Genomic DNA, 25,750 nt, shown 5'->3' with positions numbered 1-25,750 from the left:
AAGCGGGTTGCCAATGTTTCGTATACGCAAAATTGTGCCGGCGGCTATCCTTATCGTCATTGTTCTGATACTGGTGTTGAACAAGTCCGGAGAACCTGGTCAGACTACCGTAGCCAACGTTCAATCAACGGATCAGGCAGCAGCTGCTGCTCCGGAAGAGCCGGAGAGCAGCGCAGAGCCGTCGAAGCAGCCGGCTGAAGACGTTGTGCCTTCCGTACAGATGGATATACCGTCGCTGGCGGATACCTTCAAAAATGATTTCGCTATCGGAGCTGCCATTGAGCCAAACCAATTGAATGGATTATCGGCTGATCTAATGAAAAATCAAATAAATATGCTCGTTGCCGAGAATGTGATGAAGCCAGCTTCGATCCAGCCTGCAGAGGGCCAATTCAATTGGGATCAAGCGGATCGGATTGTCGCTTTCGCCAAGGCCAATAACATGGCGGTCCGTTTCCATACGCTTGTATGGCACAGTCAGGTGCCGGACTGGTTCTTCAAAGACGTTGACGGCAAACCGATGACGGATGAGACCGATCCCAAGAAGCGGGAAGCTAATAAGAGGCTGCTGCTGGACCGGCTGGATGCTCATGTCCGGGCTATTGTTGGCCGTTACAAGGATGACATTACATATTGGGATGTCGTGAATGAAGTGATTGAGCCAGCGGATCCGGACGGCATGCGAAGCAGCAATTGGTACAAAATCACGGGCACCGACTATATTGCGACTGCCTTCCGTGCTGCAAGAGAGGCTGGCGGTCCCGGGATTAAGCTGTATATTAACGATTATGGAACGGATGATCCGAAGAAGCGGGATCGATTGTACGATATCGTGAAAGAGATGCTCGGGAAAGGTGTTCCGATTGACGGTGTTGGTCATCAGACACACATCAGCGTTTATAACCCGTCGGTTACGAACATTGTTGATTCCATGAAAAAATTCAGGGAGCTGGGGCTCGATAACCAGATTACCGAGCTTGATATGAGCGTCTATAACTGGAACGACCGGACCGACTACGGAGCTGCCGTGCCGGAAGATATCCTGCAAAAGCAGGCACAGCGCTACAGGGAGTTATTCGAAGCATTGAAGTCCAATGCCGGACTGGTCAGCGCTGTCGTGTTCTGGGGGATCGCTGATGATCATACCTGGCTAAGCACGTTTCCGGTCACGCGGACCGAAGCGCCGCTTCTGTTTGACAAGCAGCTGCATGCGAAGCCTGCATTCTGGGCCATCGTGGATCCAAGCTATAAAGTGAATCCGTCCTAAAGCGCTGACGCAGTACAATCGAACCGATGAGAGGTGAATCACGATGATAGAATCCGCAAATGCTGCAACGAATGATTTTAGCACGGAGAATTATCGCCAAATGATTGCCAGATCATTGCTTGACAAAGGCAATAATAAGAGGCTGAAAGCCGCAATCGCAAAGGCGAAGCGAGGCGATGACGTTACCCTAGCTTTTATTGGCGGATCCATCACGCATGGGGCAGGAGCGGAGCCCCTCCATACCGCCTGCTATGCTTACCTGACCTATACCGCTTTTAAAGAAAGGTTTGGCAAAGACGGCGGCGATCACATCCACTTCATCAAAGCGGGATTGGGAGGAACGCCTTCCGAACTGGGAATGATTCGTTATGATCGCGATGTTCGGAGAGATGGCGCGGTTCAGCCGGATATTGTTATCGTCGAGTTTGCGGTCAACGACGCCGACGATGAAACAAATGGGGTTTGTTACGAAAGTCTCGTACTGAAAGCTCTTGCCGCCGACAATGGACCAGCCGTTATTCTTCTGTTCAGCGTATTCGAGAACGATTGGAATCTGCAGGACCGCCTTTCCCTTGTCGGCAAGCATTACGGGCTGCCCATGGTAAGCATAAAGGATGCGGTGACGGAACAGTTTTACCAATCAAGAGAAGAGGGCCATGTTACCTCCAAGAAGCAATTTTTCAGCGACATTTATCATCCTACCAACGCGGGGCACCGCATCATGGCCGATTGTTTAAGCTGGCTTTTTTATGAAACCGACCGTCATGCTCCAAATGAAGAGGATATCGTTATGAATAAGCCGCCCGTTTACGGCAAAGATTTTGCGCATATTCAATTGCTGGACCGGAGCAATTACCAGGAAATAGCTAGCTTCTCGGAAGGCGGTTTTAATGCATCTGATTCCGAATTGCAGTATGCGGAAATGGATGATCATCCAACCGGCACTCCGCAATTCCCTTACAATTGGATGCACACGCCTGCAAGCGGAAGCGAGAGCTTTTTTATGACGATTCATAGCAAAAGCCTTCTTCTTATTTATAAAAATTCCGGAAGCGATGATTTCGGAAACGCCGAAATCTGGGTTGATGGAAAGCTTGCGAGAGTGGCCGAATCCCATACAGTCGAGTGGACGCGCTGCCACGCCTTGATTCTGTACCGGGAATCTGAATCCAGCGAGCATACGGTGGAGATTAGAATGGCCGCTGGACATGAGGGCAAGCGATTTACGATTCTGGGTTTTGGATTTATATAATCATAGCCGGAGCTAGGTTTGGCGAATCGAGACAATTTACTCTTTGGAGTAGATTGTCTCTTTTTCATAAATTACGCCAAAGTTACAGGCGTTACCTCCACCCCTTTACTGCAGCTTGACAGTCTGTTAAACTACTCTTCGATCAATTGTTAACCTAATTTGATGATACTAGGTTAACAATTAAATTTCAACAGGCAGGTGATTTTAAATGTCGTTGCAGTATTATGAACGTCTGTCCAATAAGAATAAGGCGTACTTATGGCATCCTTTTACCCAGATGAAAGACTACAATCGTTCAGATCCGCTTATTATCGAGCGTGGGGAAGGTGTTCGGTTGTTTGACGTTCAAGGGAATGCGTATTTCGACGGTTTTTCGTCAGTCTGGCTTAATGTTCACGGGCATAACATACCGGAACTAAATAAGGCCATTACGGATCAGCTGGGACAACTAGCCCATTCTACACTGCTGGGAATGGCGAATGTTCCTGCGATCGAGCTTGCGGAGAAACTCATCCAGCTGGCGCCGAGTGGTTTAAACAAGGTATTTTATTCGGACTCAGGCGCAACCGGTGTTGAAATCGCGATCAAAATGGCCTTTCAATATTGGCATAACCAGGGATGCCACCAGAAAAAGTCTTTTATTACGATGAACCAAGCTTACCACGGAGATACGATTGGGGCGGTAAGCGTTGGCGCAATTCCTTTATATCACGATGTGTTCCGACCTATGCTTTTTCCATCGCATACTATTCCTTATCCTTACGCTTATCGCCATAAAGACGGAGCTGCGGGCGCTAAGGAAGCTACATTAACGGCTTTACGCACATTGCTTGAAACGAGAAGCGAAGAGGTTGCTGCCCTTATCGTAGAGCCAATCGTTCAAGGAGCCAGCGGGATCATCGTTATGCCGCCAGGCTGTTTACGCGAAATGGCTTTGCTCTGCAGACAATATGACGTGTTGTTTATAGCCGATGAAGTAGCTACCGGATTCGGCCGTACCGGAGCTATGTTTGCCTGTGATCTAGAAGGCGTGTCGCCGGATCTTATGGTTATCGGCAAAGGATTGACGGGGGGATATCTGCCTGTTGCGGCAACCCTTGCGACTGATGAGATATACGATGCGTTCTATGCCGATTATGAGGAACAGAAAACATTTTTCCATGGTCACTCCTTTACGGGGAATCCGCTGGGCTGTGCAGTGGCGATAGCGAGCCTCAAGCTATTCGAAGAACGTAATCTTCTAACCACCGTACGAACGAACGCCTCATTTGTGGAGAGGAAGCTTCATATGCTTACGGAGCGCCCTCATGTGGGTGAAATACGGCAAAAAGGTCTGATGATTGGGATTGAACTCGTACGCGACAAGGCATCGCGCGAGCCATACGATTGGGCTGACCGGATCGGGGTTCGAGTAACCATGCGTGCCAGAGAATTAGGTCTGCTTACAAGGCCGCTTGGCAATGTTGTTGTGTTCATCCCCCCGTTAGCAAGCACGTCTGATGAATTGGATGCCATGCTCGATATTTTGGCGGAATCCATTATTGACGTTACCGAGGGAGATGCGGCATGAGTGTATTTCCCGGAGTATTCTTTACCGGTACGGATACGGGTGTCGGTAAAACATTCGTGATGGCTGCGCTAGCGGCAGCGTTTCGAGCTGAAGGGTTGAATATCGGAGTTTGGAAACCCGTGCAATCTGGCGGACAAATAGGCTCGGGAGAAACGGATGCAGAGCGTCTTATTGAAGCATCTGGAGTAATCGAAATGCCGGAGGCTGTAGCCCCTTATTCGTTTAATGAGCCGCTTACTCCATTTTTGGCCGCGAAGCACGAGGGTATAAACCTTGCTTTGAAGGAGATTTGCGAGTCCGCGGAGCCGCTTGCGGAGCGTTATAAAGCCTTATTCGTCGAAGGAGCCGGCGGGGTTGCTGTGCCGCTGACAGAAGATGCGCTTATGATTGATCTTATATCCGAGTTGCGAATCCCGGTTATTATTGTAGCTCGTTCAGGTCTTGGCACGATTAATCACACGCTGTTAACGGCCTCATTTTTACGCCAACGAAAGATCCCGATAATTGGAGTTATTATGAACGATGGTAATCTTCGGAATTTACATGAAGATCCAAGCTTAGCGGCGAATGCTGATCTTATAGCGCGTTATGGGGGATTAGAGATACTTGGCCATTTTCCGGCAATGAGCGGGAAAATAGATACTGAAGCATTGATCCGTACGGTGTTAACAAAAATTCAGTTGACTCCGATTAGAAAGGCTATCTTATCTGGAAACTTCGAGAATGGGGGCATTGGGGACGATGGAAAATGACTCGAATTGGAAGCTGTTCGCGGACAAAGCCATGCATGGGGAAATGCTGACGCGTGAAGAAGGGCTATCCGTACTTGAGGCCCATGATGATCAGACACTCTCCTTGATGCATGCTGCATTTCAAGTGAGAAAGCATTTTTATGGCAAGAAAGTAAAGCTGAATATGATCATTAATGCAAAAAGTGGACTATGTCCCGAAGATTGCGGTTACTGCTCCCAATCCATTGTATCCACAGCACCCGTGAAGAAATACGCGATGCTGGATAAAGACACGCTAGTAGACGGTGCACGCGAAGCGATTGTTCGAAAAGCAGGGACGTATTGTATTGTTGCTTCCGGAAAAGGACCTACCGAAAAGGAACTGGAACAAGTCGTATCCGCGGTTAAAGAAATTCGCGATACTATGCCGCTAAAAATTTGCGCATGCCTAGGGATATTAAGGGATGATCAAGCAGAAAGGCTTGCTGAAGCCGGCGTCCACAGGTATAACCATAACTTGAATACGAGCAAAGCCAATTATCCATCGATTACGTCAACCCATACATACGATCAACGTGTAGAAACGGTAGAACAAGTGAAATTAAGCGGCATGTCCCCTTGTTCCGGCGTCATAATCGGTATGGGGGAGACGGATCGGGAAATCGTTGAAATGGCTTTTGCGCTAAATGAACTGGATGCGGATTCCATTCCAATCAATTTCTTGAATGCGATTCCGGGAACTCCGCTTGAGAAGGCCGGCCGAACGCCGGCTATGAAAGCTCTAAAGGTACTGGCTTTGTTCCGGTTTATCTGTCCGTCTAAAGAAATACGAGTGGCCGGTGGGCGCGAAGTTAACCTAAGGACATTGCAGCCCTTGTCTTTGTATGCGGCTAATTCGATCTTTGTTGGCGATTATTTGACCACTGCCGGTCAAGAGGTGACGGCTGATCATCGAATGATTGAAGATTTGGGTTTTGAAATTGAGTTAGATGCTTTATAAGGCGTGATTATTATGAAATGGATTGAGGAAGAACTTCATGAAATAGAGAAAACATCTTTAAAGCGCCGTTTGCGGGAGACGGTTCCAATTGTTGATAAGCCGGGATTTATAGCTCGTGGGGGAAGAACTTTACTGAATTTATCCTCTAATGATTATTTGGGACTCGCCCAGCATCCTGGGATTGTCGAGGCGATGCGAGATTCACTTCTCATAGAAGGTGCGGGGGCAGGGGCATCCCGCTTGGTAACCGGCAATCGGAAGCCGTACGCCTTGCTCGAGGAAGCGATTGCCGAATGGCAGAGGTCCGGCAAGGCACTTGTTTTCGCGAACGGATACATGGCCAATATCGGTGTCATTAGTGCAATCGTTAACCGATATGATGCGGTATTTAGCGACCAGCTCAATCATGCCAGCATTGTTGACGGCATCATACTCAGCCGGGCAGAGCATGCAAGATATCGTCATAATGACATGGAGCATTTACGTTATTTATTAAATAAACATCGGAATAAACGACGCAAGCTAATCGTTACGGATTCCGTTTTCTCCATGGATGGTGATCAGGCGCCTTTGCATGAACTCGCTAAACTCAAACAGGAATACAATGCCATATTGATGGTGGATGAAGCACACAGCGGTGGGATTTACGGGCTTTACGGCGAAGGATTAAGCCATGTATTAGGGCTGAAGCATATGGTGGATATTCATGTGGGGACATTCAGCAAAGCGTTCGGCATGTATGGCGCTTACGTTTGCGCGAGCGACACGCTCGTTAATCTTTTAGTGAATAAAGCAAGATCTTTCATTTACTCGACGGCATTACCACCCGCTGTCGTAACTGGCATCAGGAAAGCATTGGATTATGTTGTGCGCGAATCTTGGCGCCGAGAACGTCTTTTCGAATTAAGCAGCTCTTTTCGTTCCTCTTTATGCGAGGCAGGTTTTAAAGTTGGAGACGGCGACTCTCCAATCATCCCTCTGATTCTAGGAGAAAATGATACAGCGCTTCGATTCAGCCATGCGCTTGAAGAAGAGGGGATTGCAGCAGTTGCCATACGTCCCCCAACGGTTCCAAAGGGTACAGCAAGAATTCGATTTTCGTTATCGGCCGCGCTAACACCCATCGAGGTTAGGGACGCTGTCTTAAAGATCTCGAAAGTTGGGCATCAACTGGGGGTTTTAAAGTAATGCAACAAGAGGCAAAGAACACTATTATGTGGCTGACGGGATGGGGAATGCCTAACACCGCTTTTGATCGCCTTAGCGATTTGCTGCCAGAGTTTGAACATCATGCCGCCGATTACAGCAAAGCCGCCTCGGTTGAAGAATTTTTCCAAATCACGGAGAACGCTGCAAAAAATCTCTTGTCCGCAAACTCCGGTAAACTGCTCATCGCGGGTTGGTCGCTAGGGGGGATATTGGCCCTTAAGTTGTCGATTCAAGGGCTAGCGGACGGACTTATTCTTTTCTCGGCAACAGCTAAATTTACGCGGCCAACAGAGCAAACGGATTATGGTTGGGCAGACAGTTATGTGAGACGGATGATCAGGGGAATAGGGAAGGACAGGCAGCTTACGGAAGGAAAGTTTAGACAGCTAGCGTTTACCGAGCTCGAATCGACTCTTTTACACCCGGCGGGGACTTGGACAACCACCGCATTAAGCGCCGGACTGGAAGTATTAAGATTAGTTGATTGCTCGACTCAACTGCCGAACATAAATCAACCTGCTCTTTTGGTGCATGGTACCGAGGATAAGGTGTGTCCTTACAAGGCTGCGGAAGAAATGCTCGCACAACTGCCATTAGCAACCTTGGTGAGTATTCCGGACCGAGGACACGCTGCTTTTCTTAAGAATGAGATCTGGTTGGCTGAATCAATTAGGAGTTGGTGGCATGTGCGAGAGAAAAACAGGGATAGGGCGTCAATTTAGCCGCAGCGCGAACGGTTCATACGATGTACACGCCCGCGTACAGCGTAATATGGCCAAGCTGCTTGCTTCATCCCTTAAGCAATGGACAAAAAAAGGAGATAGAGACGAGCTTAGTATCCTTGAAATTGGATGCGGCACCGGCAAATTAACCGAGCTTCTCAAGAGAGAATGGCCGAATGCATCGATTATCGCAATTGATATGGCTCCCGCAATGATTAAAGCTGCCGAGGAACGAATTGGCCTTGGCTCAACAAATTCTCGTATTCACTTCTTGCTAGGAGATGCTGAGCTATGGGCAGCGAATGCACCTGCGTCATCGTTTGATCTGGTTATTTCCAATGCTTGTTTTCAATGGTTTAGCGACCCTAAACGAACTTTGGAACACCTTGAGCGTCTGCTTCGAGCCGATGGTTTATTGGCATTCGCTACGTTTGGACCAAATACGTTTCATGAACTTCATACGTCTTTTGATGAAGCGTACCAGGCACTCGGAACGGAGCCTCAACGTCATGGTCTATCCTTTTTATCCGCGGATCAGTGGAGAGAATATTTAATTGAAGCAGGCTTTTCTGCGATTCGGCAAGAACCGATTGCTTGGAGCGAGAAATATCCTTCGGTCAGGGATTTCCTGTATTCTGTCAAAGCGCAAGGAGCCAGCGCCAGAGAAGCGGCACAATACGGGCGCAACGTGTCGCGTCATCTGTTTTCCGCAATGTACAAAGCCTATGAAAATAGATTTAGCGTGCCAGGAGGAGTAAAGGCGACGTACGATGTTCTTTTTGTGAAGGCAAGCAAGGGATAGGCTGTAACTTCAAAGGGGAGTGTCCCATCGTCATCGTGACTTTTGGGACAGCTCCCTATTTTTTCGAACACTCGCTTTTTCCTAAAATGGAATCATACAATCTTGGTTGCATGCGGCTGCGTCCTCCTTTTTTAGGAAAACAAGCGTCTCAAAAAAATAAAAGAAAATACTTTATTCCACTTTGCAACAAAGTGAAAATCTGATACGATATAAAATATAGCCTATAGATTTAGTAAGGATTAAAGGGAGGCACTTTTTCATGGACAAATTGACGCTTGATTCCATAGATGCAACAACACATCTGGATCAACTCGAAGCTGAAGCGATTTATATTATTAGAGAAGTAGCGGCGGAATGTGAAAATCCCGTGATGCTGTACTCGATCGGTAAGGATAGCTCCGTGATGCTGCATTTGGCGTTGAAAGCATTTTATCCGGAGAAGCCGCCGTTTCCATTCCTTCATATCGATACAACGTGGAAGTTCAAAGAAATGATTGAATTCCGCGACCGCAAGGCGAAAGAATTCGGAATCAAAATGCTTGTTCACTCCAATCAGGAAGGGATCGAGCAAGGGATCAACCCGTTCGACCACGGTTCCGCCTATACGGATATTATGAAAACCCAAGCACTGAAGCAAGGCTTGGACAAATACGGATTTACGGCTGCTTTCGGCGGCGGAAGACGCGATGAGGAAAAATCGCGCGCCAAGGAGCGGATTTTCTCATTCCGTAACAAGAATCACGCCTGGGATCCGAAAAATCAGCGGCCGGAAATGTGGAAGCTGTTCAACACCAGAATCAATAAGGGCGAGAGCATTCGCGTATTCCCGATTTCCAACTGGACGGAAAAGGATATCTGGCAATACATTCGCAGAGAGAACATTGATATTGTTCCCCTCTATTTCGCGAAAGAACGGCCTGTCGTCAACCGTGACGGGCAGATGATTATGGTGGATGATGAGCGGATGAAGCTCCAGCCGGGCGAGAAGATTGAAATGGCAAAGATGCGGTTCCGCACGTTAGGCTGCTATCCCCTTACTGGCGGTGCACCGTCAGAAGCAGACACGCTGGATGCAATCATTGAAGAAACGCTTGGTGCGGTATCCTCCGAACGGACAACAAGGGTGATCGACCAGGAAGAAGCGGGAAGCATGGAAAGACGTAAACGGGAGGGCTATTTCTAAGATGAAGAGTCTGCTTAAATTTATTACTTGCGGAAGCGTGGATGACGGTAAATCCACCTTGATTGGACATATGCTTTACGAGGCTAAGCTCTTGTTCGCCGACCAGGAGAGAGCGCTCGAGTTAGACAGCAGGCTGGGAAGCCGAGGCGGCAAAATTGACTACTCCTTGCTTCTCGACGGGCTGCTTGCGGAACGCGAGCAGGGGATTACGATTGATGTGGCTTATCGGTATTTCACGACGGATCACCGTTCGTTCATTGTAGCGGACACGCCGGGGCATGAGGAATACACGCGCAACATGGCCGTAGGCGCCTCTTTTGCCGATCTTGCCGTTATTCTGGTGGACGCAACCAAAGGGATTATTACTCAAACCAAGCGCCATACCCGGATTTGCGCCCTTATGGGGATTAAGCACCTGGTATTGGCGGTAAACAAAATGGATCTGGTGGATTTCGATACGGATAAATTTGACGCAATCAAAGAAGAATTTGCGCGCATCACCACTGAATTCCGGTTCGAGAGCATTCAGGTGATCCCTGTTTCCGCAACGGAAGGGGATAATATTACGACGAAATCGCCAAATACGCCTTGGTACAAAGGTCTTGCTCTGCTGCCGTATTTGGAGAGTGTTGAAGTTCATGCAAGTGATGACGTGAAGCCATTCATGATGCCTATTCAGCGGGTATGCCGTCCGGACCACACCTTCCGCGGATTCCAAGGCCAGATTGAAGCCGGCAGCATCGCAGTTGGCGACGAATTGATTACTTTGCCTAGCCATGAGAAGGCGAAGGTTAAACGAATCCTAGTAACAGACCAAGACCGAAATTCGGCCCATGCGGGGCAACCTGTTACGATTCAATTAGACCGGGAAGTCGACGTATCGCGGGGTTGCGTGTTTACGAAGGACAATGAGCTCCAAGAGGCAGACAGCTTTAGCTCCACCATTCTTTGGATGGACGATTCTGTCCTGACGCCGGGCAAAGATGTTCTGGTGAAGGTAGGCACGAAGATTCTTCCCGGCACTGTGACGGGAATTAAACACAAAATTGATATTAATACAGGCAATACGGTTACAGCCGATCATGTAGTGAAGAATGAATTGGCTAGATGCGAATTCTCATTATCGGATAGTATTGTTTTTGACAAGTTTGAAAAAAATAAAAGCATCGGTGGCTTTATACTCATCGATCGCGTAACGAATATGACTTCCGCTTGCGGCGTTATTGACGAAGCTCTTCAAAGCTCTGACAGTGTCAACCGGATCGATACCGAAATTACCAGAGAGGTTCGCGCCCAGCAAAAAGGACAGCAGCCTTTAACGATCTGGCTTAAAGGTTCCGGCCTGGACCATTCGGTACTCGCCAAGGAAATCGAGAAACGGCTCGTGGCAAGAGGTTATCATACGATGCTGATTGATAACCGTTCAGGAGAATCTTTGCGGCAAATCGTAGCCTATGCCACTTTGCTGAACGATGCGGGACTTCTTGCGATAGTACCTGCAGGTTTTACGAACGACAACGACCAAGCCATTGCGCAAGATATCATTGGTCAAGCTTTCCTGCCAATCGAGGTTGCTGCAAATTCTTCCATCGAGGAAGCGGCCAAAGATACCGTGAAGCGTGTTGTGAAGGCTCTCATTCAAGACAGTTATTCCATATAAAAATAAAAAGGAGCGCTGTTAAAGCAGTGCTCCTTTTTATTTGTAATTAGCTATAACCTTGTTGAACTTTGAAATTTGGTATGCTAAAATTATAATTTTTTATGCGCGATTAGCGGAAAAGAAAAGGAGGGGGAACATGAGTACAGACACGGTGGTTACGCATGATTTACTCCGTATAAGTCGGTAAGTATCCATTCCACTTATACGGAGTAAATGAAGGTCGATGGATATGTGCCGACTTTTTATAATGAAGCAAGTTGTTTATAAAAAGGAGGAACTTACCATGTCAATGATTCATGTACAAAACCTGACATTTTCATATCCCAGCAGCTTTGATCCTATTTTTGATGACGTTAGTTTTCAAATCGACACGGATTGGAAGCTTGGTTTTATTGGCCGCAACGGTCGAGGCAAGACAACTTTTTTTAATCTGTTATTAGGGAAATACGAATACAGCGGTAATATTGTTTCGTCGGTAGAATTTAATTATTTTCCGTATCCGGTCTCGGACAAAAGCAGACTCACCTGCGAAATATTGGAAGAGATTTGTCCTCAAGCGGAGGATTGGCAATTTCTTCGGGAAATATCTTATTTGGAAGTCGATGCTGAAGTGATGTACAGACCGTTCGAAACGTTATCGAATGGGGAACAAACGAAGGTTTTGCTGGCTGCGCTTTTCTTGAACGAAGGGCAATTTCTATTGATCGACGAACCGACCAATCATTTGGATACCCATGCAAGGAAGATGGTTGCCAAATATTTAAAAAGGAAAAAAGGTTTCATTTTAATTTCGCATGATAGAAAGTTTTTGGATGGCTGCGTAGACCATATCTTGTCCATAAACAGAGCCGATATAGAGGTTCAAAGCGGTAATTATTCCTCTTGGAAGCTGAATTTCGATAGACAGCAGGAACATGAGGGAAAAACGAATGAGCGTTTACAGAAAGACATTGGAAGGCTGCAGCAATCTTCCAAGCGTTCCGCTAATTGGTCCAATCAAGTGGAAGCCTCCAAAAATGGCACAACGAATTCGGGGTCTAAGTTGGACAAGGGCTTTGTAGGACATAAAGCCGCAAAAATGATGAAACGCGCAAAGAGCCTGGAAGCAAGGCAAAATAAAGCAATCGAAGAGAAGTCTACGCTGCTTAAAAACGTGGAAAAAACGGAGTCTTTGCAATTAGAACCTCTGGAATACAAATCAAAAGAACTGATGCAGTTATCGGACGTGTCCGTCATGTATGATGGTGAACTCGTGAATAAGCCATTAAGTTTTAAGGTGGAAGCGGGAGACCGGATCGTGCTTGATGGCAAAAACGGCAGTGGAAAGAGTAGTATTCTAAAATTAATTCTAGGGGAGCCACTGCGGCATACGGGCACAGTGAACGTTAGCTCCAGCCTCGTCATTTCGTATGTACAGCAGGATACCTCTCATTTAAAGGGAAAGCTGTCCGACTTTATTGAAGAGCATCAGATTGACGAACCGATCTTTAAATCCGTTCTGCGTAAGATGGACTTTGACCGGATCCAGTTCGAAAAAGATATATCCCACTATTCCGGCGGCCAGAAGAAAAAGCTGCTTATCGCTAAAAGCTTATGCGAGAGAGCCCATTTGTATATTTGGGATGAGCCGCTAAACTTTATCGATGTTTATTCACGCATGCAAATAGAAGAGCTTATTAAAAGCTTTAATCCAACCATGATTTTTGTTGAGCATGACCGGATCTTCCAAGAGGAAATTGCAACGAAAACGGTAGTCCTATAGTTATGCCTTTAACTTAACGGTTGCCTTAAACCACAAGACAGCTGCCGACCATTTATCGGCAGCTGTCTTTCGTTTAACGGGATAGAGCCGGGTATATTACTTGCTTACCTTAGGCAGCCGAATGAAGACGCGAGTCCCCTGGCCGACTTCGCTCTCAATCCGTAAGGATGCAAGGCTTCCGAACAGATGCTCCAGCCGCCTCTTCGTATTGCTAAGGCCGATGTGTCTCAGCCCGGGGCTGCTCTTTTTCTCATGCGATTCCCAAATCCTCTGCAGCCGCTCCGGCTCGATGCCGATTCCATCGTCCTCGATGGTGATCATTAGTTGATTTTCGGATTCACAAGCGGCAATACGAATGGTGCCGGGCTCGTCCTTTGGGCATATACCGTGGAAAATGGCGTTTTCGACAAACGGCTGAATCAGTATGCGCGGTACAAGATAGTGAAGCTGCTCATCTTCCAGCGCCCACTCCACCTTGAACATATCGGCGTACCGGTACGATTGAATATCTATGTAATCTCTTAACAGCGCGACTTCGTTACGGAGCGGGACGAGCGAATCGTCTCCGCCCGTTTTCACCGCGTCCTGAAGCACGCGAATAAAAGCGGAGACCATACGGACGATGTCCTCATTCCCTTGTTTTTGGGCCATGTAAATAACGGCATTCAGCGTATTGTAAACAAAATGAGGATTAAGCTGCGACATCAGCAGCTCCATTTGAAGCTCGCGCTTGTCTTTCTCGTGCTGGATGGACTCCTCGATATGAGTTTTGAGCTGGCTTGTCATCCGGTTGAACCCGTTCCCTAGCTTTTCCATCTCGTCTCCGGTATCGATCTGCACGGACACCTGCAAATTACCGCTCGATACCGCATTCATCGCATTATACAGCCGCATGACCGGACGGGTAATGCGGAGGATGGCCGGAATCATCAGGGCAAGGATAAGCGAGGTGCTGACAAGCGTGAAGAAGCCGAGCAGGTACAAGACGATCTTGGCGCGGTCGAACAACGATGCCTGCGAGATGAAGGAGGCCAGCCGCCATCCGGATGTTTCGAACCGGTCGACAAGCAGGTAGCCGTTGTTCACGCGGTATGCGCCTTCCGTGCCCGTACCGTCATCTAGATCTTGAACGAGACGGGCTATTGCCTGTTCGCCGTCATTCGGCTTCACATAGAGCACGTCCCCCGATTCGCTAAGCCAGGTTAAGTTGCCGAAAGGACTGAAGTCGAGCAGCGACTGAAAATGGCTGTAGTCGAGATTAACAATGAATTTACCAATCGTCTGTCCGGGCTTCTCGATATCCCGCACCGTCACGACATAGCTAATGATGGTCGTCTCGGATGACGGTTTCTGGTCGGCAAGCATACGGTGGGGCTCGGTGAAGCCGTACTCGGTTCCGGATTGGACGAAATTTAAGTACCACGGCTCCTTCAAGCGTTCGCTGAAATAGCTGTCGTTGCCGGCTGCGTTCCAGAACACTCGTCCGTCCGGCAGCACAAGCGCATAGCTCGCCACCTCCTTGCGGAGGCCCTTGTAGCCGTCGACGAACTTGAACGTACTCTGCAAAGCCTTGAACTGATCAAACGTATCGAGCTGATCGTACGTTTTGTAGAACTCCTGCAGCTGTTCGGCAATGATAAGCGTTAACGTAAATTTCGAAATATCATCGGACATGTAGTCGAGCTGCCGAACCGTCTGGCTCAGCTTCGCTTTGTCCTCCTGCATCATTTGGCCGATCAGGATATGATTATAGTAATAGTAGGTAAAGGCTATGGACAGCAGAAAACTGACGGCGGCGACGATAACGATTCTCCAGAAAATGACGGTGCGAAGCCTGGTCATCGGGCCTGCTCCTTAGCACGGAACTGGTGGGGGAGAACGCCGGTCAGCCGCTTGAACACCTGACTGAAATGCTGGGGGGAACGATAGCCGACCCGAGCGGACACTTCGGCCATTTTGGCGTCCTCGTGCATAAGAATGATTTTAGCCTGCTTAATTCGGTATTCGGTCAAGTAGTCAAGAAAGGTGCGGTTGAGCTCCCGCTTAAATAGCTCATGCAAATACCTAACGCTAATGCCGGTTGCGGCAGCGGCATCCTCGACCCCGATCTCATCCTGGAAGTGAGCATGAAGGTAACGTATGGCCTGCAGGAGCTTCGGGGACAGACGTTTACGGGCAGTTGATCCCTGCTCGTTCAGCTCTCCGAAAGCATGGAGGAACCGGTTGCGTATATCGGTTACGTGATACAGGGGACCGAACGTTATTGGATCCAGTGGATCCGCCTCGGGAAGTCCCGCTGCCGCAAGCCGTTCGCGATACAGGGTTGTCAGCGCGCGGATGGCTTCGTACAAACCGTTCAAGTTCCATTCCGGCTGCGCGAGACTGTCGAACCATTCCTTGATAACGCTTTCAAAACTGCCGTAATCCTCTTGTGCGATACAGGCCGCCAACGCCTCAAGCCACCGGCGGCTGCCATCCGCAGATGCCGTACGGATTGGCAGGGGAAGATCATGCGCGCATGCCAGAGTATTGCGTCCGGAAAACACGGTGTGTCGCGCGGCTTCTTCCAGCTTGCGTATCAAGGCGGGCAAATGCGCCGCATCGGCGTATTCGAACGCGAAATAAAAAGAGACGGTATAACCAAGCCGGCCTTCGAACTCCCGCTGCGCAGTCGAGGCGATTCTATGAAAAGCTTCACGCTGCAGGGAGACGCTTTTATCGCGCTGCTCAAACAATGCAACCAGCCTGCCGGGTCCATGCGCGAATTCCCCGACTAATTCCCAGGCGGCGGTTGTCTCCGCATGCTTAAAGCCTTCCGTCCATCCGATTGTCCCCCTGGCATCGGGCGACGCTGCGACGGATGGAATTGTCGTGAACGGCACATCTGCTTGCAGGAGCAGCGCGCATAACGGCGGACGCGCGATATGAGCGCCATGCTTGGCAGGCTGACTGCTGGCGAAAAACGCTTCCTTCAGTTGTTCGGATCGGGAGAGCTTGCGCTGCCGCTCATTCATTTCCCAAGCTAGCTTTGCTTTCGCAAGTTCCTGCATAAGCTTGTCTCGATTAACCTCGTGCTTAACAAGGTAGCTCGACACGCAGCCGAGCGATATCGCCTGACGGGCATAATTAAAATCCTCGTATGCGCTCATTACGATGAAGTTGACGCCCCAGCCGCGTTCGGCTACCGCCCGAATGAGCTCAAGTCCATCCATAACCGGCATGCGGATATCCACGATCATGATTTGGGGACGATGCTCTTCGCAGAGACGCAGCGCGCTTCGGCCGTTTGTTGCCGCGGCTGCGATCTCATATCCATTCTCTTCCCATGGTATTAGCGTTCGTATATGCTCCAGGGCAATGCGTTCATCATCCACCAATATGACCTTCATCGAAGGGAGCCTCCCATGTCCATATTTGAATCCATTATACTCTACGTAATAAGGGCGGTGAAGCAAAGTGCAGAATCCCGACCAAAAATGCAGTTTTGTTATGTTTACGCTTTCATAGGCACTTGTATATGATGAGAGCGTAACCAAAAACCTAAGGGAGGATTTGGGATGCGTCGTTCGAAATGGGGAAGAGGAATCGCGCAGGCAATGACCGCTTTGACTCTTGTTAGTTTGCTAGCCGCATGTTCAGGCGGAAGCGGCGGCAATAGCGGAGGCAACAGCGGCGGAAACGTCAAAACGAGCACACCGGCGGCAGAAACAGAGAAAAACGGTGCTGCAGAGGACGGAGGCAATAAGGAGCTTAAAGGGGAGTTCGTGCTCTGGACTTGGGAGCCGGAGCATCCGACGGCGCTGGCGGCTTTTAACGAGAAATATCCGGGGATCAAGGTGAAGAGAGTGCAGGTCGAAGCGGCCGATGTTCCGAAGAAGCTGCAGACGACGATCGCCTCGGGCGGCGAGCTGCCGGACGTTATCCGGATCGAGCGCGGGCAGAAGGCAAAGATCTTCAGCATGGATATTTTGCAAGATTTAGAGGCCGACCCTTATAATGCGGACCGCAACGTGTTATTCGAGTATGACGCTCCGGCATTCTCCATGAATGACCATCTGGTCGCTATTCCGGATGATATGAGCGTTGCCGGCGTTGCCTACATCAAGTCGCTCGCCAAGGAGTATCTGGGTACGGACAATCCCGAAGAGATGGAAGCGATGCTGCCGGACTGGGATGCATTTATCGCCAAAGGCGCAGAGGTGCTCGACAAGAGCGGCGGTAAGGTCATGATGTTCCCAAGCCTTGGCGGTGTCTACGATATTCTGAAGGGTCAGCGGGATCAGCCGTACTTCGAGGGCAACAAGTTAAACGTTCAGCTGCTTCAAAGCATCGTAACGCGGCTTGTCCAGTTCCGCGATGCGGGTATTGTAGACAAGCTCGACCAATGGACGCCGGCCTGGAACGCCTCGTTTGGCGGCGATAAATACATGTTTACGCCAAGCCCGGTCTGGATGCCGCAATACGTCATCGGACCAAACGACAAGAAGCCTGACCGGTGGGCGCTGATGGTAGCTCCGGATGGCGGTTATATCCGCGGCGGTTCGTCGCACGGCATTCCGAAAGGCGCCAAGAACGCCGAGCTGGCTTGGAAATGGATCGAGTTTACTTCGATGTCGCAGGCAGGCGCGGAAGCGCAGAAGAAGGACGGCGTATTTACCCATTACAAAGAAGCTTACCAGAATAAACAATTCTCGAATTGGACGTGGGAGAATTTCGGCACCCAGGATATTGGGGAGAAGTTCTTCGTGGACATCTCCGGGGTAACGACCGACGTTGCCGAGAATGTGAACGACCAGGTGCTTGACGAAGCGATGAGTATCGTGCTGCAGACTCTCTCGAAGGATAAAAGCTTCGGCGTGGAGCAGGCGATGGACCGGATTCAAAAAGAGCTGAAGGCGAAAGTGCCGGACGTTACGTTCGGTTAACGGCGAGCCCGATGACGAAGAGACGCTGGGAGCGGCCGGGCGGCCGCTCTTTGCGCTTTCCTTGACCTTATAACGATCGGAGTGGGAATAATGGATGTGGTGAAGCGAAAATGGGCGCCGTATCTTTTTCTGTCACCGTATATGCTGTTTTACGCGGCCTTTGGCCTGATTCCAATCCTGTTTTCGTTCTACGTGAGTCTGACGAGCTGGAACGGGATCGGGAAAAAAACGTTCGTTGGGCTGGACAACTATGCTTTTCTGTTTAATCCAGACTCCTATTTTTTCACCTCGGTCGGGAATACGCTGCTGTTCGTGGCCGTATCGCTGCCGCTTCAAATGGCCTTTGGCCTTGCGATTGCTTCCCTGCTCTACAGCAAATTCGTCAAGTGGAAAGCCTTTTTTCAGCTCGTCAACTTCCTGCCGTACATCGTCACGCCGGTTGCGGTCGGCCTCATGTTCAACCTGCTGTTCGATTGGCAGGCCGGCTTCGTCAACAAGCTGCTGCTCGAATTCGGTCTCATCGACGAAGGGATCTATTGGCTTGGCGAACCGATGTATGCCCGTATCGTCATTATTCTGATGCTGTTTTGGAAGGGCTTCGGCTACACGATGATTTTTTATCTGGCAGGACTCGCCAACATATCGAAGGATTTGCACGAGGCGGCTGCCGTCGACGGCGCAACCGGCATGAAATCGTTCTGGACCATAACGCTGCCCTTACTTCGCCCGGTCACAACCTTCGTGGCCATTACGGGAATTATCGGCGGCTTTCAATTGCTCGAGGAGCCGATGCTGCTGCTTGGCGGCGCGGGAATGGGCTCGGCGTCTGCCGTCATCGGCGGACCGGAACGATGCTGCCTGACGACCGTCTGGAATATGTATGACACGGCATTCGGCAGCACAACTCGTTACGGACTAGGCGCGGCGATCGCTTACGGACTTTGCGTCATTATTGCCGTGTTCTCGTTTGTTGGCACCAAGTTTTACAGGGAGGAATCCTAAATGAGTACACGATCGCGTACGGTTACTGCGACGGTCGGTATCGCGCTGCTGTCGATCGTCGCCTTGCTGCCGTTTTACATTATGATTGTTATGGGCACTTACAAGAACGAAGACCTTTTTACGAAGATCGTCCTTTATCCGGGCAACTACCTTGCGGAAAACTTCAAGACGGTTGCGGCGAGCCGGTTCGATCTGGCCTACTGGAATAGTTTTGTCGTCTCGGCTGCCAGCACGCTCCTGTCGGTGTTCGTCAGCGCGCTTGCCGGGTTTGCGTTCGCGAAATACGATTTTAAGTTCAAATCGAAAATTTTCGGAGCTGTTCTGCTTACGATGATGATCCCTGGCCAGCTAGGCCTGGTCGCGTACGTGATCGAAATGCGTTATCTCAACCTTTCCGATACGCTGATGCCGCTTATCCTGCCTTGGGTGGCAAACGCGTTTGGCGTGTACTGGATGACGCAGTTCATTCGCGGCGCCGTACCGGTCGAGGTGATCGAGAGCGCGCGCATCGACGGCTGCTCGGATCTCGGAATCTTTTTCAGGATCGTGCTGTCCTTTATTTATCCGGCATTAACAACGCTTTCCCTGCTGGTCTTCCTCTGGTCGTGGAATAATTACCTGCTGCCGTTAATCGTCATAAACAAGCCGGAGATGTACACGATCCCGCTAGGCATCACGACGCTAGGCTCCGCGTACAGAACCGATCTTGCGGCGCAAATCCTTGGACTGTCGATCGGAACGCTGCCGGTGCTCGTCTTATTCGCAATTGGTTCGAAAAGCTTCATTCGGGGGCTGACCGCCGGATCGGTAAAAGGATAAACGCTGAATATAAAAACGAGCCAATGGAATTTGAATTCCATTGGCTCGTTTATGTTTTATTTCGCGATTGCCGTCCGCCCGATGGCGTCCAATCGTTTCTTTGCTTCCTCGTAGACGTCGCTTGGTAGCGGGCCAAGCTCGGCATAACGGAGATTTTCAGCCAAGTGGGAGGGATTCTTGGTGCCCACGATCGTTGTCGTCATGGAAGGATGGGATAGGGTAAAGCGCAGCAGGAATCCGGTCCTCTGCTCGCCATGTTCCAAGAGGTCGTCCAGCTTCGCTTGCTCCCAGGCGCTCCAGCGTTCCTCCGAACCCCGCCCGATACCCGGTTCGCCTTGTCCCACGCCGCCGCGGACAATGATGCCGGCTCCGGTGTCCGCGGCTTTTGTTACCCAATCCTCGTGTTCTCGTTCCAGAGCGGAGTAGGGCAGCTGGAACGTATCGAATGCTCCCCAGTCCACGAAGGCCGGAAGATTCGGAAGGTAAGAGGAAACGCCGATGTAACGGGCTTTGCCGCTAGCTTGAATTTCCTTCAGGACATCGACCAGCGCGCCTTCTTCGGCTTGCTGCACCGTAGGTCCATGAAGCTGCAAGACGTCGACATAGTCGGTTTTCATGCGCTTTAAGCTTGTATCGATGTTATGAAGCAGATTATCGCGCGTCCAAATATGGGACGTCTCGTCATGATCGCCGCGGTTCGTGACGCAGCAGCCGCATTTTGTCGCCAGAATAAACTCGCTCCTGCGGTGGCTGATGAAGCGGCCGATTAATTCTTCGCTGCGGCCGTAATCGTAAGAGGTGTCGATCAGATTGATACCCGCATCGAGCACGGTATTCAAGATGAGGCCCGCATCGGCATCCTCGACCGTTCTTCCGTTCCATACGCGGGGTCCGCGTATTTCCATGGCGCCGTAGCTTAATTTCGTAACCTGCAAACCGGTACGGCCTAATATCGCTTTATCCATCAATTAAGCTCCTTTTTATTCCTATATTACCTTATAACCGGACATCGCTGGAAGGGCCGTTATTTTCACTCTTGCGCGCTTCTTCGAGCTCCTGCTCCCATGTCAAATGCCTGTATGGCACGGCAGCTTTGTCAGTGTCGAACCACTGAATGAAGTCCTGCCACATGGCGGTCGTCCATGCTGCATCGATTTGCGCCGTCGTATAGGTTCTGCTGTTTAAGCGGGCAAAGCCAAACACGTCGCGGACCTGCGATTTTTCCGCATGGGTAGCCGTCAGCTCCGCCAAATGGGCAGGGATGAAGATGACGCCTGCCGGCGTGCCAAGCACAACGTCGCCTGGGAGGCAGACGGCCCGGCCAATGCGGGCGGGAACGTTCATGCCGACCATCGTGACATCTGCTATTGCGGTTGGGTCGCTGCCCCGATAGAAAACATTAATGTTTTCGATTTGCTGAACCTGCTGATTGTCGCGTATACCGCCCCATATAACGGCGCCTCCTGTCTTCGTGCGGGTTGAGATAGCCGTGGACAGGTTGCCTCCCACGTAGGTGCCTTGATAGATTTTATCGAACATATCGATGACGGCGACATCCTCTTCCTCCAGCGAATCGATTACCCATTGGTTAAAAAAGCCTCTGCGATCCTCTTGCTCATGGCCGTAATTGAGCAGCGTATCATGCAGATCCGGACGTTTCGGCACCATAACGGCCGTAACCGCGCGGCCAACCATCACCTTGTTCGGGTGAATGATTTTGAAATCGCCCTCGAATTGATAATGATATCCTCTCGACCAGAGGGGGCCCCAAGCCTCCTCAAGCGTAATCCTGCCTAGTCGGGCAAGAACACTGGACGGCACTTTGGGACGGCCGTCCGGGAAGCGCTCGCCTTGCCATAGCGGCGATAACTGAATGGTATCTTCGGCATTATTAAATTTCATATCGGACACCTCGCTTTATTTTTTGTCTTGCTGCTTAGCTCCACAGCCGGTCGTTGGACCAGTAGCCGTTCCATTCGTCGGTAGGGAGCCAGAGCCCTGGAATCTCAGGGTGCAGATGCTGAGCGATAACCTCGTCGTTAAGCGCTTCGATGCCAAGGCCAGGCGCATCGGGCACATGAATGAAGCCGTTCTGGACCAGCGGCTTTGGCAGCTTGCTGACGATTAGATCGTCCCACCAATCGACATCGACGGAATGGTATTCGAGCGCCAGGAAGTTTTCCGTGGCGGCTGCGGCATGCACGGCTGCGAGGCAGGCGATAGGGCTCTCCGCCATATGAATGGCCATCGCGACGCCGTATTCCTGGGCCATGTCGCCGATTTTTTTCGTTTCCAGAATACCGCCCGTCGTCAGCACGTCGGGATGGATGACGGATACGCCGCCGGATTCCAGAAGCGGCTTGAAGTTCTCCTTGAGATAGATGTCCTCTCCGGTGCAGACCGGAGTTGTCACCGCGCTTGCGAGCTGGGCATATTGATTCGTGTATTGCCACGGAATCATGTCTTCCATCCAGGCCAGGTTGTACTTTTCGATGCGGCGGCCCAGCTTGATGCAATCCTGCAAGCCGATATGCCCGAAATGGTCTACGGCAAGAGGTACCTCGTAGCCGACGACCATGCGAACGTCGGCTACGTATTGCTCCAGCATGTCGAGACCTTTCTCCGTCACATGGATGCCCGTAAACGGATGTGCGATGTTATAAATATCGTAGTGGCGGCTGCGAATTTCCCGCAGCTGGTGCTCGGAGAGGTTCGAATGCTTTCGGGAATACCAGGCTTTGGACAACGCTTTCATATCCTCCAGGAAGCCGAGAGGGGCGCTTAACGTTCCGGGCTCGTTAATAATCTGATTGATGCCCAGATCCATCTTAAGGAAGGTGTAGCCTTGTTCCATTCTTTTTTGCAGCGCCAGGCCCATAGCCTTACCCGTATCTTTACCGTCAACGTCGGTGTCGCAATACATGCGGATTTTGTCGCGGAATTTGCCGCCCAGCATTTGATAGATGGGCATGCCGTAAGCTTTGCCGGCAATATCCCAGAGGGCGATCTCGATGCCGCTTACGCCGCCGCCTTGCCGGGAATGTCCGCCGAATTGCTTGATTCTGCGGAACAGCTTGTCGATATTGCACGGATTTTCGCCCAGCAGCCTGCTTTTGAGCTGAAGGGCAAACTGTTTGTCGGCGCCGTCGCGCACTTCCCCGAAGCCAACGATGCCTTGGTTCGTGAACACCTTGATCAGGCTGCAGTGCATGGGAGCGCCTGCGATATCGGCAAAGCGAATGTCGGTAATGCGAAGCTCCGAAGGCTTGGAGTAGGTGTTGACGTGAGCTAACGTGCTATCATAGGTTTCCTGTTGAGTCATGGGCAATGCTCCTTTGCGGGAATATGGGTATTGGGCAGATTACATCAACATGCCGGCACCATCCATGCGGATGGTCGAGCCGGTCATAAACGAACTTTCGTCTGAGGCCACGTAGCAGACGAGCGAAGCGATATCCTCAGGCAGTCCGACGCGTCCAAGCGGAAACTTTTTGCGGTTGGGTTCCTTATGAGACGCCTTGAACTTACCCACGTCGACCGCGCCGGGAGCGATCGTATTAACCGTTATGCCATAACGTGCCAGTTCAATGGCGCTTTCCCTCCCGAGCATTTTGATGCCGCCTTTCGACATGCAGTAGACCACGTCGAAGTCGGTAGGTCTTTTGCCATGCACGGAGGAAATATTAATAATGCGGCCGAAATGCCGTTCCTTCATATAAGGGATAACCGCCTGCATGCATTGCCAGTATCCTTTAAGGTTGATGTTCATGACGCGGTCGTATAGCTCCTCCGTATAATCGAACCAGTTAAGATTAAGCTGCAGCGCGGCATTGTTGACCAGAATGTCGATGCCGCCAAGCTCAGCCGCGGCCGTATCAACCATGCGCACGATCTGCTCCCGTTCCGCGACGTCGGCTTGCACGGTTATGCAATTGCCGCCAAACTCCTCGATCTGGTGCTGCGTATCCTTGGCTCCGGCATCGCTGGAATTGTAGTGAATGGCCACCTTTGCGCCGCGCCTTGCCAGCTCCAAGGCGATACCCTTGCCGATGCCCGTTCCCGCGCCGGTGACAAGTGCCGATTTTCCTGTCAAGCTGTGGCTCATGGCGTTCGCGTCTCCTCCCCGGCCGGCTTGTTCATGCGATGATCCATGTAATGCAGGAGAAAACCGCCGTCCAGCCGTATATCGGCGCCGTTCAAATAGCCGGCTTCCTCTCCGGCCAGGAAGAAGGCAAGCTCGGCCAGATCTTTAGCCGTCCCAAGCTTTCCGCCGGGCACCTTGTAACGGTAATCGTCGTAAAGTCCGGACACCGGGCTTTGAAACGTCGTGTCCGAACCCTCGACAGGGCCCATCTCAATCACATTGACTCGGATGCCTGATCGGCCGAGAAACAAGGCCGCTTCATGTGCCAGCATCTTCACCGACCCTTGTGAGGCGCTGTAAGCGAAGGACGATCCGGTAGGCTTCTCGTTATGAATGGAGCTGACGAAGATCATGCTTCCGAAGCCTCTTGCCGCCATCCGTTTGCCTAGCGCTTGGGTACAGAAGAAGGCCGATTTGGCATTTTTCCGCATGATTTCGACAAATTCCGTTTCTTCGCAGCTTTCGACAGAGGCGGGACTTATCGCACAGCAATTGTGAATCATGACGTCGACTGGGCCAAGCAGCTTCTCGGCTTGATCCAGCATTGTTGATATGTCGCCGCTGCTGCTAAGATCGGCATGCGTAACAAGCAGGTTTGAGCCTGCGGCGGTGCAGCTAACGATCATGTTGTCCCATTCTTTATCCTCACGTGAACTATTCAGAATGAGATTCGCGCCATCTTGACTAAACCGTGCGATAAGTGCCTCGGCGGACCAGCTGTCGGCATCCGCGATAAAGACCACTTTCCTCTTCAAATCATGTACACCCCCTCATGAATACTGGACTCTTTTCGGCAGGCGATTTGCTTTACATGACCATCTTACCGACCGATTGAAGCGAAAAGCCATGCCGCAAAATTATGATTTTGTTTGTTTTTTTACGGTTGATTCAGCTTGAAAAAAGTGGGAAACTTTCATCTTGACTTTCCCGTCCGAAGCGACTAGCATCGAATTATCGATTATCGATAATCCGTACCAAATCCCAAGGTGGTGAGAGCCCGTGTCCATCGAAACAGCCAGTTCAGAGCAAAGTCCAATCTCTCTTAGCGAGCATGTCTATATCGCCTTAAAGAAAAAAATTATGAAAGGTGAACTGCTGCCCGGACACCGCATGATCGTTTTGGATATCGCCAAACAATTCAACGTCAGCCAAGCTCCTGTCAGGGAGGCGCTCGAGAGGCTGAAGCAGGAAGGTCTCATTGTCGGCAAAATGAATAAAGGCTCGGCCGTTTCCGAAATTACGGCCCAGGAGATACGGGACATTTACGAGCTCCGGCAAATGGTTGAGGGCGAGGCGCTTCGCAGAGCGATGAAGGTGCTGGATGAGAAGGATATCGCTTACCTGGAAAGCGTTATTGCCGGCATGCGGGATGCGATCGACAAGGAAGATCCTTACCGGCTGGTCGAGCTGGATATGCTCTTTCACGGTTATTTTTATTTGAGGAGTGGCAATGCTCTTCTCTACGACATTTGGAACAGCATCAAAACGAAAGTTATGCGTTTCATTACGGTAACGAACAAGGATCATCCCGGCCATACGCTTTCTGACTCCCATACCGAAATTCTGGATCTCATTAAATCGGGCGACGTTGATCAGACGGAAACGAAGCTGATAAGGGGACTCGATTTCTATAAAAACTATATCGGAGAGTAGCCCTTCAGCCGCATTCTTTTATTCATCCTTTCTCAAGAGAGGAGTGCCG

At 50.4% G+C, this 25,750-nt stretch carries 22 protein-coding genes; 15 read left to right on the top strand and 7 right to left on the bottom strand.

Annotated features, from left to right (window positions below; genetic code table 11):
• The first annotated feature begins 13 nt into the window (after positions 1–13).
• The 11 genes from ACR9FF_RS20785 to ACR9FF_RS20735 all read left to right on the top strand — a co-directional run bounded on the left by ACR9FF_RS20785 (position 14) and on the right by ACR9FF_RS20735 (position 13,158).
• The gene (locus tag ACR9FF_RS20785) at positions 14–1,267 is read left to right on the top strand and encodes an endo-1,4-beta-xylanase (RefSeq protein ID WP_435164378.1); all 1,254 of its coding nucleotides are present in this window, start codon (positions 14–16) and stop codon (positions 1,265–1,267) included.
• Between the two features lie 43 nt (positions 1,268–1,310).
• Positions 1,311–2,519: an SGNH/GDSL hydrolase family protein gene (locus tag ACR9FF_RS20780; RefSeq protein WP_435164376.1), complete on the top strand. Its 1,209-nt coding sequence runs from the start codon at positions 1,311–1,313 to the stop codon at positions 2,517–2,519.
• A gap of 208 nt (positions 2,520–2,727) precedes the next feature.
• Positions 2,728–4,089, top strand: a complete 1,362-nt coding sequence (bioA, locus tag ACR9FF_RS20775) for an adenosylmethionine--8-amino-7-oxononanoate transaminase (protein WP_201002146.1) — start codon at positions 2,728–2,730, stop codon at positions 4,087–4,089.
• Positions 4,086–4,841, top strand: a complete 756-nt coding sequence (gene bioD / locus ACR9FF_RS20770) for a dethiobiotin synthase (RefSeq protein ID WP_435164374.1) — start codon at positions 4,086–4,088, stop codon at positions 4,839–4,841. The genes bioA and bioD overlap by 4 nt, the downstream gene beginning before the upstream one ends.
• Entirely contained in the window at positions 4,831–5,820 is a 990-nt protein-coding gene (gene bioB, locus ACR9FF_RS20765) for a biotin synthase BioB (RefSeq protein ID WP_435164372.1), read from the top strand. The genes bioD and bioB overlap by 11 nt, the downstream gene beginning before the upstream one ends.
• Before the next feature lie 12 nt (positions 5,821–5,832).
• Entirely contained in the window at positions 5,833–7,008 is a 1,176-nt protein-coding gene (bioF, locus tag ACR9FF_RS20760) for an 8-amino-7-oxononanoate synthase (protein ID WP_317980160.1), read from the top strand.
• Positions 7,008–7,751, top strand: coding sequence for an alpha/beta hydrolase (locus ACR9FF_RS20755; RefSeq protein ID WP_435164369.1), 744 nt, complete (start codon positions 7,008–7,010; stop codon positions 7,749–7,751). Before bioF ends, ACR9FF_RS20755 begins: the two co-directional genes overlap by 1 nt.
• A 49-nt stretch (positions 7,752–7,800) precedes the next feature.
• The gene (locus tag ACR9FF_RS20750) at positions 7,801–8,553 is read left to right on the top strand and encodes a methyltransferase domain-containing protein (RefSeq protein ID WP_435164367.1); all 753 of its coding nucleotides are present in this window, start codon (positions 7,801–7,803) and stop codon (positions 8,551–8,553) included.
• Between the two features lie 259 nt (positions 8,554–8,812).
• Positions 8,813–9,736, top strand: a complete 924-nt coding sequence (gene cysD, locus ACR9FF_RS20745; protein ID WP_201002135.1) for a sulfate adenylyltransferase subunit CysD — start codon at positions 8,813–8,815, stop codon at positions 9,734–9,736.
• A gap of 1 nt (position 9,737) precedes the next feature.
• Entirely contained in the window at positions 9,738–11,396 is a 1,659-nt protein-coding gene (locus ACR9FF_RS20740; protein WP_435164365.1) for a GTP-binding protein, read from the top strand.
• A gap of 283 nt (positions 11,397–11,679) precedes the next feature.
• Positions 11,680–13,158 (top strand): Lsa family ABC-F type ribosomal protection protein, encoded by a 1,479-nt coding sequence (locus tag ACR9FF_RS20735; RefSeq protein WP_435164363.1) that lies wholly within the window; start codon positions 11,680–11,682, stop codon positions 13,156–13,158.
• A gap of 96 nt (positions 13,159–13,254) precedes the next feature.
• On the opposite strand, the gene ACR9FF_RS20730 is transcribed toward ACR9FF_RS20735, so the two are convergent.
• Positions 13,255–15,000 carry a sensor histidine kinase gene (locus ACR9FF_RS20730; RefSeq protein ID WP_435164361.1) on the bottom strand — a complete coding sequence of 582 codons (1,746 nt, stop codon included), beginning with the start codon at positions 14,998–15,000 and terminating at the stop codon, positions 13,255–13,257.
• Positions 14,997–16,547: a response regulator transcription factor gene (locus tag ACR9FF_RS20725; RefSeq protein WP_435164359.1), complete on the bottom strand. Its 1,551-nt coding sequence runs from the start codon at positions 16,545–16,547 to the stop codon at positions 14,997–14,999. Before ACR9FF_RS20725 ends, ACR9FF_RS20730 begins: the two co-directional genes overlap by 4 nt.
• Positions 16,548–16,715: 168 nt before the next feature.
• Here ACR9FF_RS20725 and ACR9FF_RS20720 point away from each other — a divergent pair, with 168 nt between their 5' ends.
• The 3 genes from ACR9FF_RS20720 to ACR9FF_RS20710 all read left to right on the top strand — a co-directional run bounded on the left by ACR9FF_RS20720 (position 16,716) and on the right by ACR9FF_RS20710 (position 19,904).
• A complete protein-coding gene (locus tag ACR9FF_RS20720; RefSeq protein ID WP_435164357.1) occupies positions 16,716–18,083 on the top strand; it encodes an ABC transporter substrate-binding protein in 1,368 nt (455 codons plus the stop codon).
• Positions 18,084–18,173: 90 nt separating this feature from the next.
• Positions 18,174–19,085: a carbohydrate ABC transporter permease gene (locus ACR9FF_RS20715; RefSeq protein ID WP_127490646.1), complete on the top strand. Its 912-nt coding sequence runs from the start codon at positions 18,174–18,176 to the stop codon at positions 19,083–19,085.
• Positions 19,086–19,904, top strand: coding sequence for a carbohydrate ABC transporter permease (locus tag ACR9FF_RS20710; protein ID WP_127490645.1), 819 nt, complete (start codon positions 19,086–19,088; stop codon positions 19,902–19,904).
• A 56-nt stretch (positions 19,905–19,960) separates the two neighbouring features.
• Here ACR9FF_RS20710 and ACR9FF_RS20705 read toward each other — a convergent pair whose 3' ends face one another.
• From ACR9FF_RS20705 to ACR9FF_RS20685, 5 genes are read right to left on the bottom strand one after another with little or no spacing between them, the layout of a single operon-like run.
• Positions 19,961–20,869 (bottom strand): aldo/keto reductase, encoded by a 909-nt coding sequence (locus tag ACR9FF_RS20705; RefSeq protein ID WP_435164355.1) that lies wholly within the window; start codon positions 20,867–20,869, stop codon positions 19,961–19,963.
• 31 nt (positions 20,870–20,900) lie between these two features.
• Positions 20,901–21,806, bottom strand: coding sequence for an RraA family protein (locus tag ACR9FF_RS20700; protein ID WP_127490643.1), 906 nt, complete (start codon positions 21,804–21,806; stop codon positions 20,901–20,903).
• Positions 21,807–21,840: 34 nt separating this feature from the next.
• Positions 21,841–23,226, bottom strand: a complete 1,386-nt coding sequence (locus tag ACR9FF_RS20695) for a mandelate racemase/muconate lactonizing enzyme family protein (protein ID WP_127490642.1) — start codon at positions 23,224–23,226, stop codon at positions 21,841–21,843.
• Between the two features lie 39 nt (positions 23,227–23,265).
• Positions 23,266–24,009 (bottom strand): SDR family NAD(P)-dependent oxidoreductase, encoded by a 744-nt coding sequence (locus ACR9FF_RS20690; protein WP_127490641.1) that lies wholly within the window; start codon positions 24,007–24,009, stop codon positions 23,266–23,268.
• Positions 24,006–24,803, bottom strand: coding sequence for an SDR family NAD(P)-dependent oxidoreductase (locus tag ACR9FF_RS20685; protein WP_317980151.1), 798 nt, complete (start codon positions 24,801–24,803; stop codon positions 24,006–24,008). The genes ACR9FF_RS20690 and ACR9FF_RS20685 overlap by 4 nt, the downstream gene beginning before the upstream one ends.
• A 244-nt stretch (positions 24,804–25,047) precedes the next feature.
• On the opposite strand from ACR9FF_RS20685, the gene ACR9FF_RS20680 reads away from it, so the two are divergent.
• The gene (locus ACR9FF_RS20680; protein WP_317980150.1) at positions 25,048–25,701 is read left to right on the top strand and encodes a GntR family transcriptional regulator; all 654 of its coding nucleotides are present in this window, start codon (positions 25,048–25,050) and stop codon (positions 25,699–25,701) included.
• Positions 25,702–25,750 lie beyond the last annotated feature (49 nt).

This window comes from Paenibacillus glycanilyticus, from assembly GCF_051200795.1.
Lineage (GTDB): Bacteria > Bacillota > Bacilli > Paenibacillales > Paenibacillaceae > Pristimantibacillus > Pristimantibacillus glycanilyticus.
Note: the sequence above shows the minus strand (reverse complement) of the source record. Positions and strands in the feature narration are given on the sequence as shown.

Excerpts from the sequence above, each read along its gene's own strand:
- ACR9FF_RS20780 (WP_435164376.1), top strand. The coding sequence starts at position 1,311 with ATGATAGAATCCGCAAATGCTGCAACGAATGATTTTAGCACGGAGAAT.
- ACR9FF_RS20755 (WP_435164369.1), top strand. The coding sequence starts at position 7,008 with ATGCAACAAGAGGCAAAGAACACTATTATGTGGCTGACGGGATGGGGA.
- ACR9FF_RS20750 (WP_435164367.1), top strand. The coding sequence starts at position 7,801 with ATGGCCAAGCTGCTTGCTTCATCCCTTAAGCAATGGACAAAAAAAGGA.
- bioD (WP_435164374.1), top strand. The coding sequence starts at position 4,086 with ATGAGTGTATTTCCCGGAGTATTCTTTACCGGTACGGATACGGGTGTC.
- ACR9FF_RS20785 (WP_435164378.1), top strand. The coding sequence starts at position 14 with ATGTTTCGTATACGCAAAATTGTGCCGGCGGCTATCCTTATCGTCATT.
- ACR9FF_RS20710 (WP_127490645.1), top strand. The coding sequence starts at position 19,086 with ATGAGTACACGATCGCGTACGGTTACTGCGACGGTCGGTATCGCGCTG.
- ACR9FF_RS20730 (WP_435164361.1), bottom strand. The coding sequence starts at position 15,000 with ATGACCAGGCTTCGCACCGTCATTTTCTGGAGAATCGTTATCGTCGCC.
- ACR9FF_RS20690 (WP_127490641.1), bottom strand. The coding sequence starts at position 24,009 with ATGAGCCACAGCTTGACAGGAAAATCGGCACTTGTCACCGGCGCGGGA.
- ACR9FF_RS20700 (WP_127490643.1), bottom strand. The coding sequence starts at position 21,806 with ATGAAATTTAATAATGCCGAAGATACCATTCAGTTATCGCCGCTATGG.
- bioF (WP_317980160.1), top strand. The coding sequence starts at position 5,833 with ATGAAATGGATTGAGGAAGAACTTCATGAAATAGAGAAAACATCTTTA.
- ACR9FF_RS20740 (WP_435164365.1), top strand. The coding sequence starts at position 9,738 with ATGAAGAGTCTGCTTAAATTTATTACTTGCGGAAGCGTGGATGACGGT.
- bioB (WP_435164372.1), top strand. The coding sequence starts at position 4,831 with ATGGAAAATGACTCGAATTGGAAGCTGTTCGCGGACAAAGCCATGCAT.
- ACR9FF_RS20725 (WP_435164359.1), bottom strand. The coding sequence starts at position 16,547 with ATGAAGGTCATATTGGTGGATGATGAACGCATTGCCCTGGAGCATATA.
- ACR9FF_RS20715 (WP_127490646.1), top strand. The coding sequence starts at position 18,174 with ATGGATGTGGTGAAGCGAAAATGGGCGCCGTATCTTTTTCTGTCACCG.
- ACR9FF_RS20695 (WP_127490642.1), bottom strand. The coding sequence starts at position 23,226 with ATGACTCAACAGGAAACCTATGATAGCACGTTAGCTCACGTCAACACC.
- cysD (WP_201002135.1), top strand. The coding sequence starts at position 8,813 with ATGGACAAATTGACGCTTGATTCCATAGATGCAACAACACATCTGGAT.
- bioA (WP_201002146.1), top strand. The coding sequence starts at position 2,728 with ATGTCGTTGCAGTATTATGAACGTCTGTCCAATAAGAATAAGGCGTAC.
- ACR9FF_RS20720 (WP_435164357.1), top strand. The coding sequence starts at position 16,716 with ATGCGTCGTTCGAAATGGGGAAGAGGAATCGCGCAGGCAATGACCGCT.
- ACR9FF_RS20705 (WP_435164355.1), bottom strand. The coding sequence starts at position 20,869 with ATGGATAAAGCGATATTAGGCCGTACCGGTTTGCAGGTTACGAAATTA.
- ACR9FF_RS20735 (WP_435164363.1), top strand. The coding sequence starts at position 11,680 with ATGTCAATGATTCATGTACAAAACCTGACATTTTCATATCCCAGCAGC.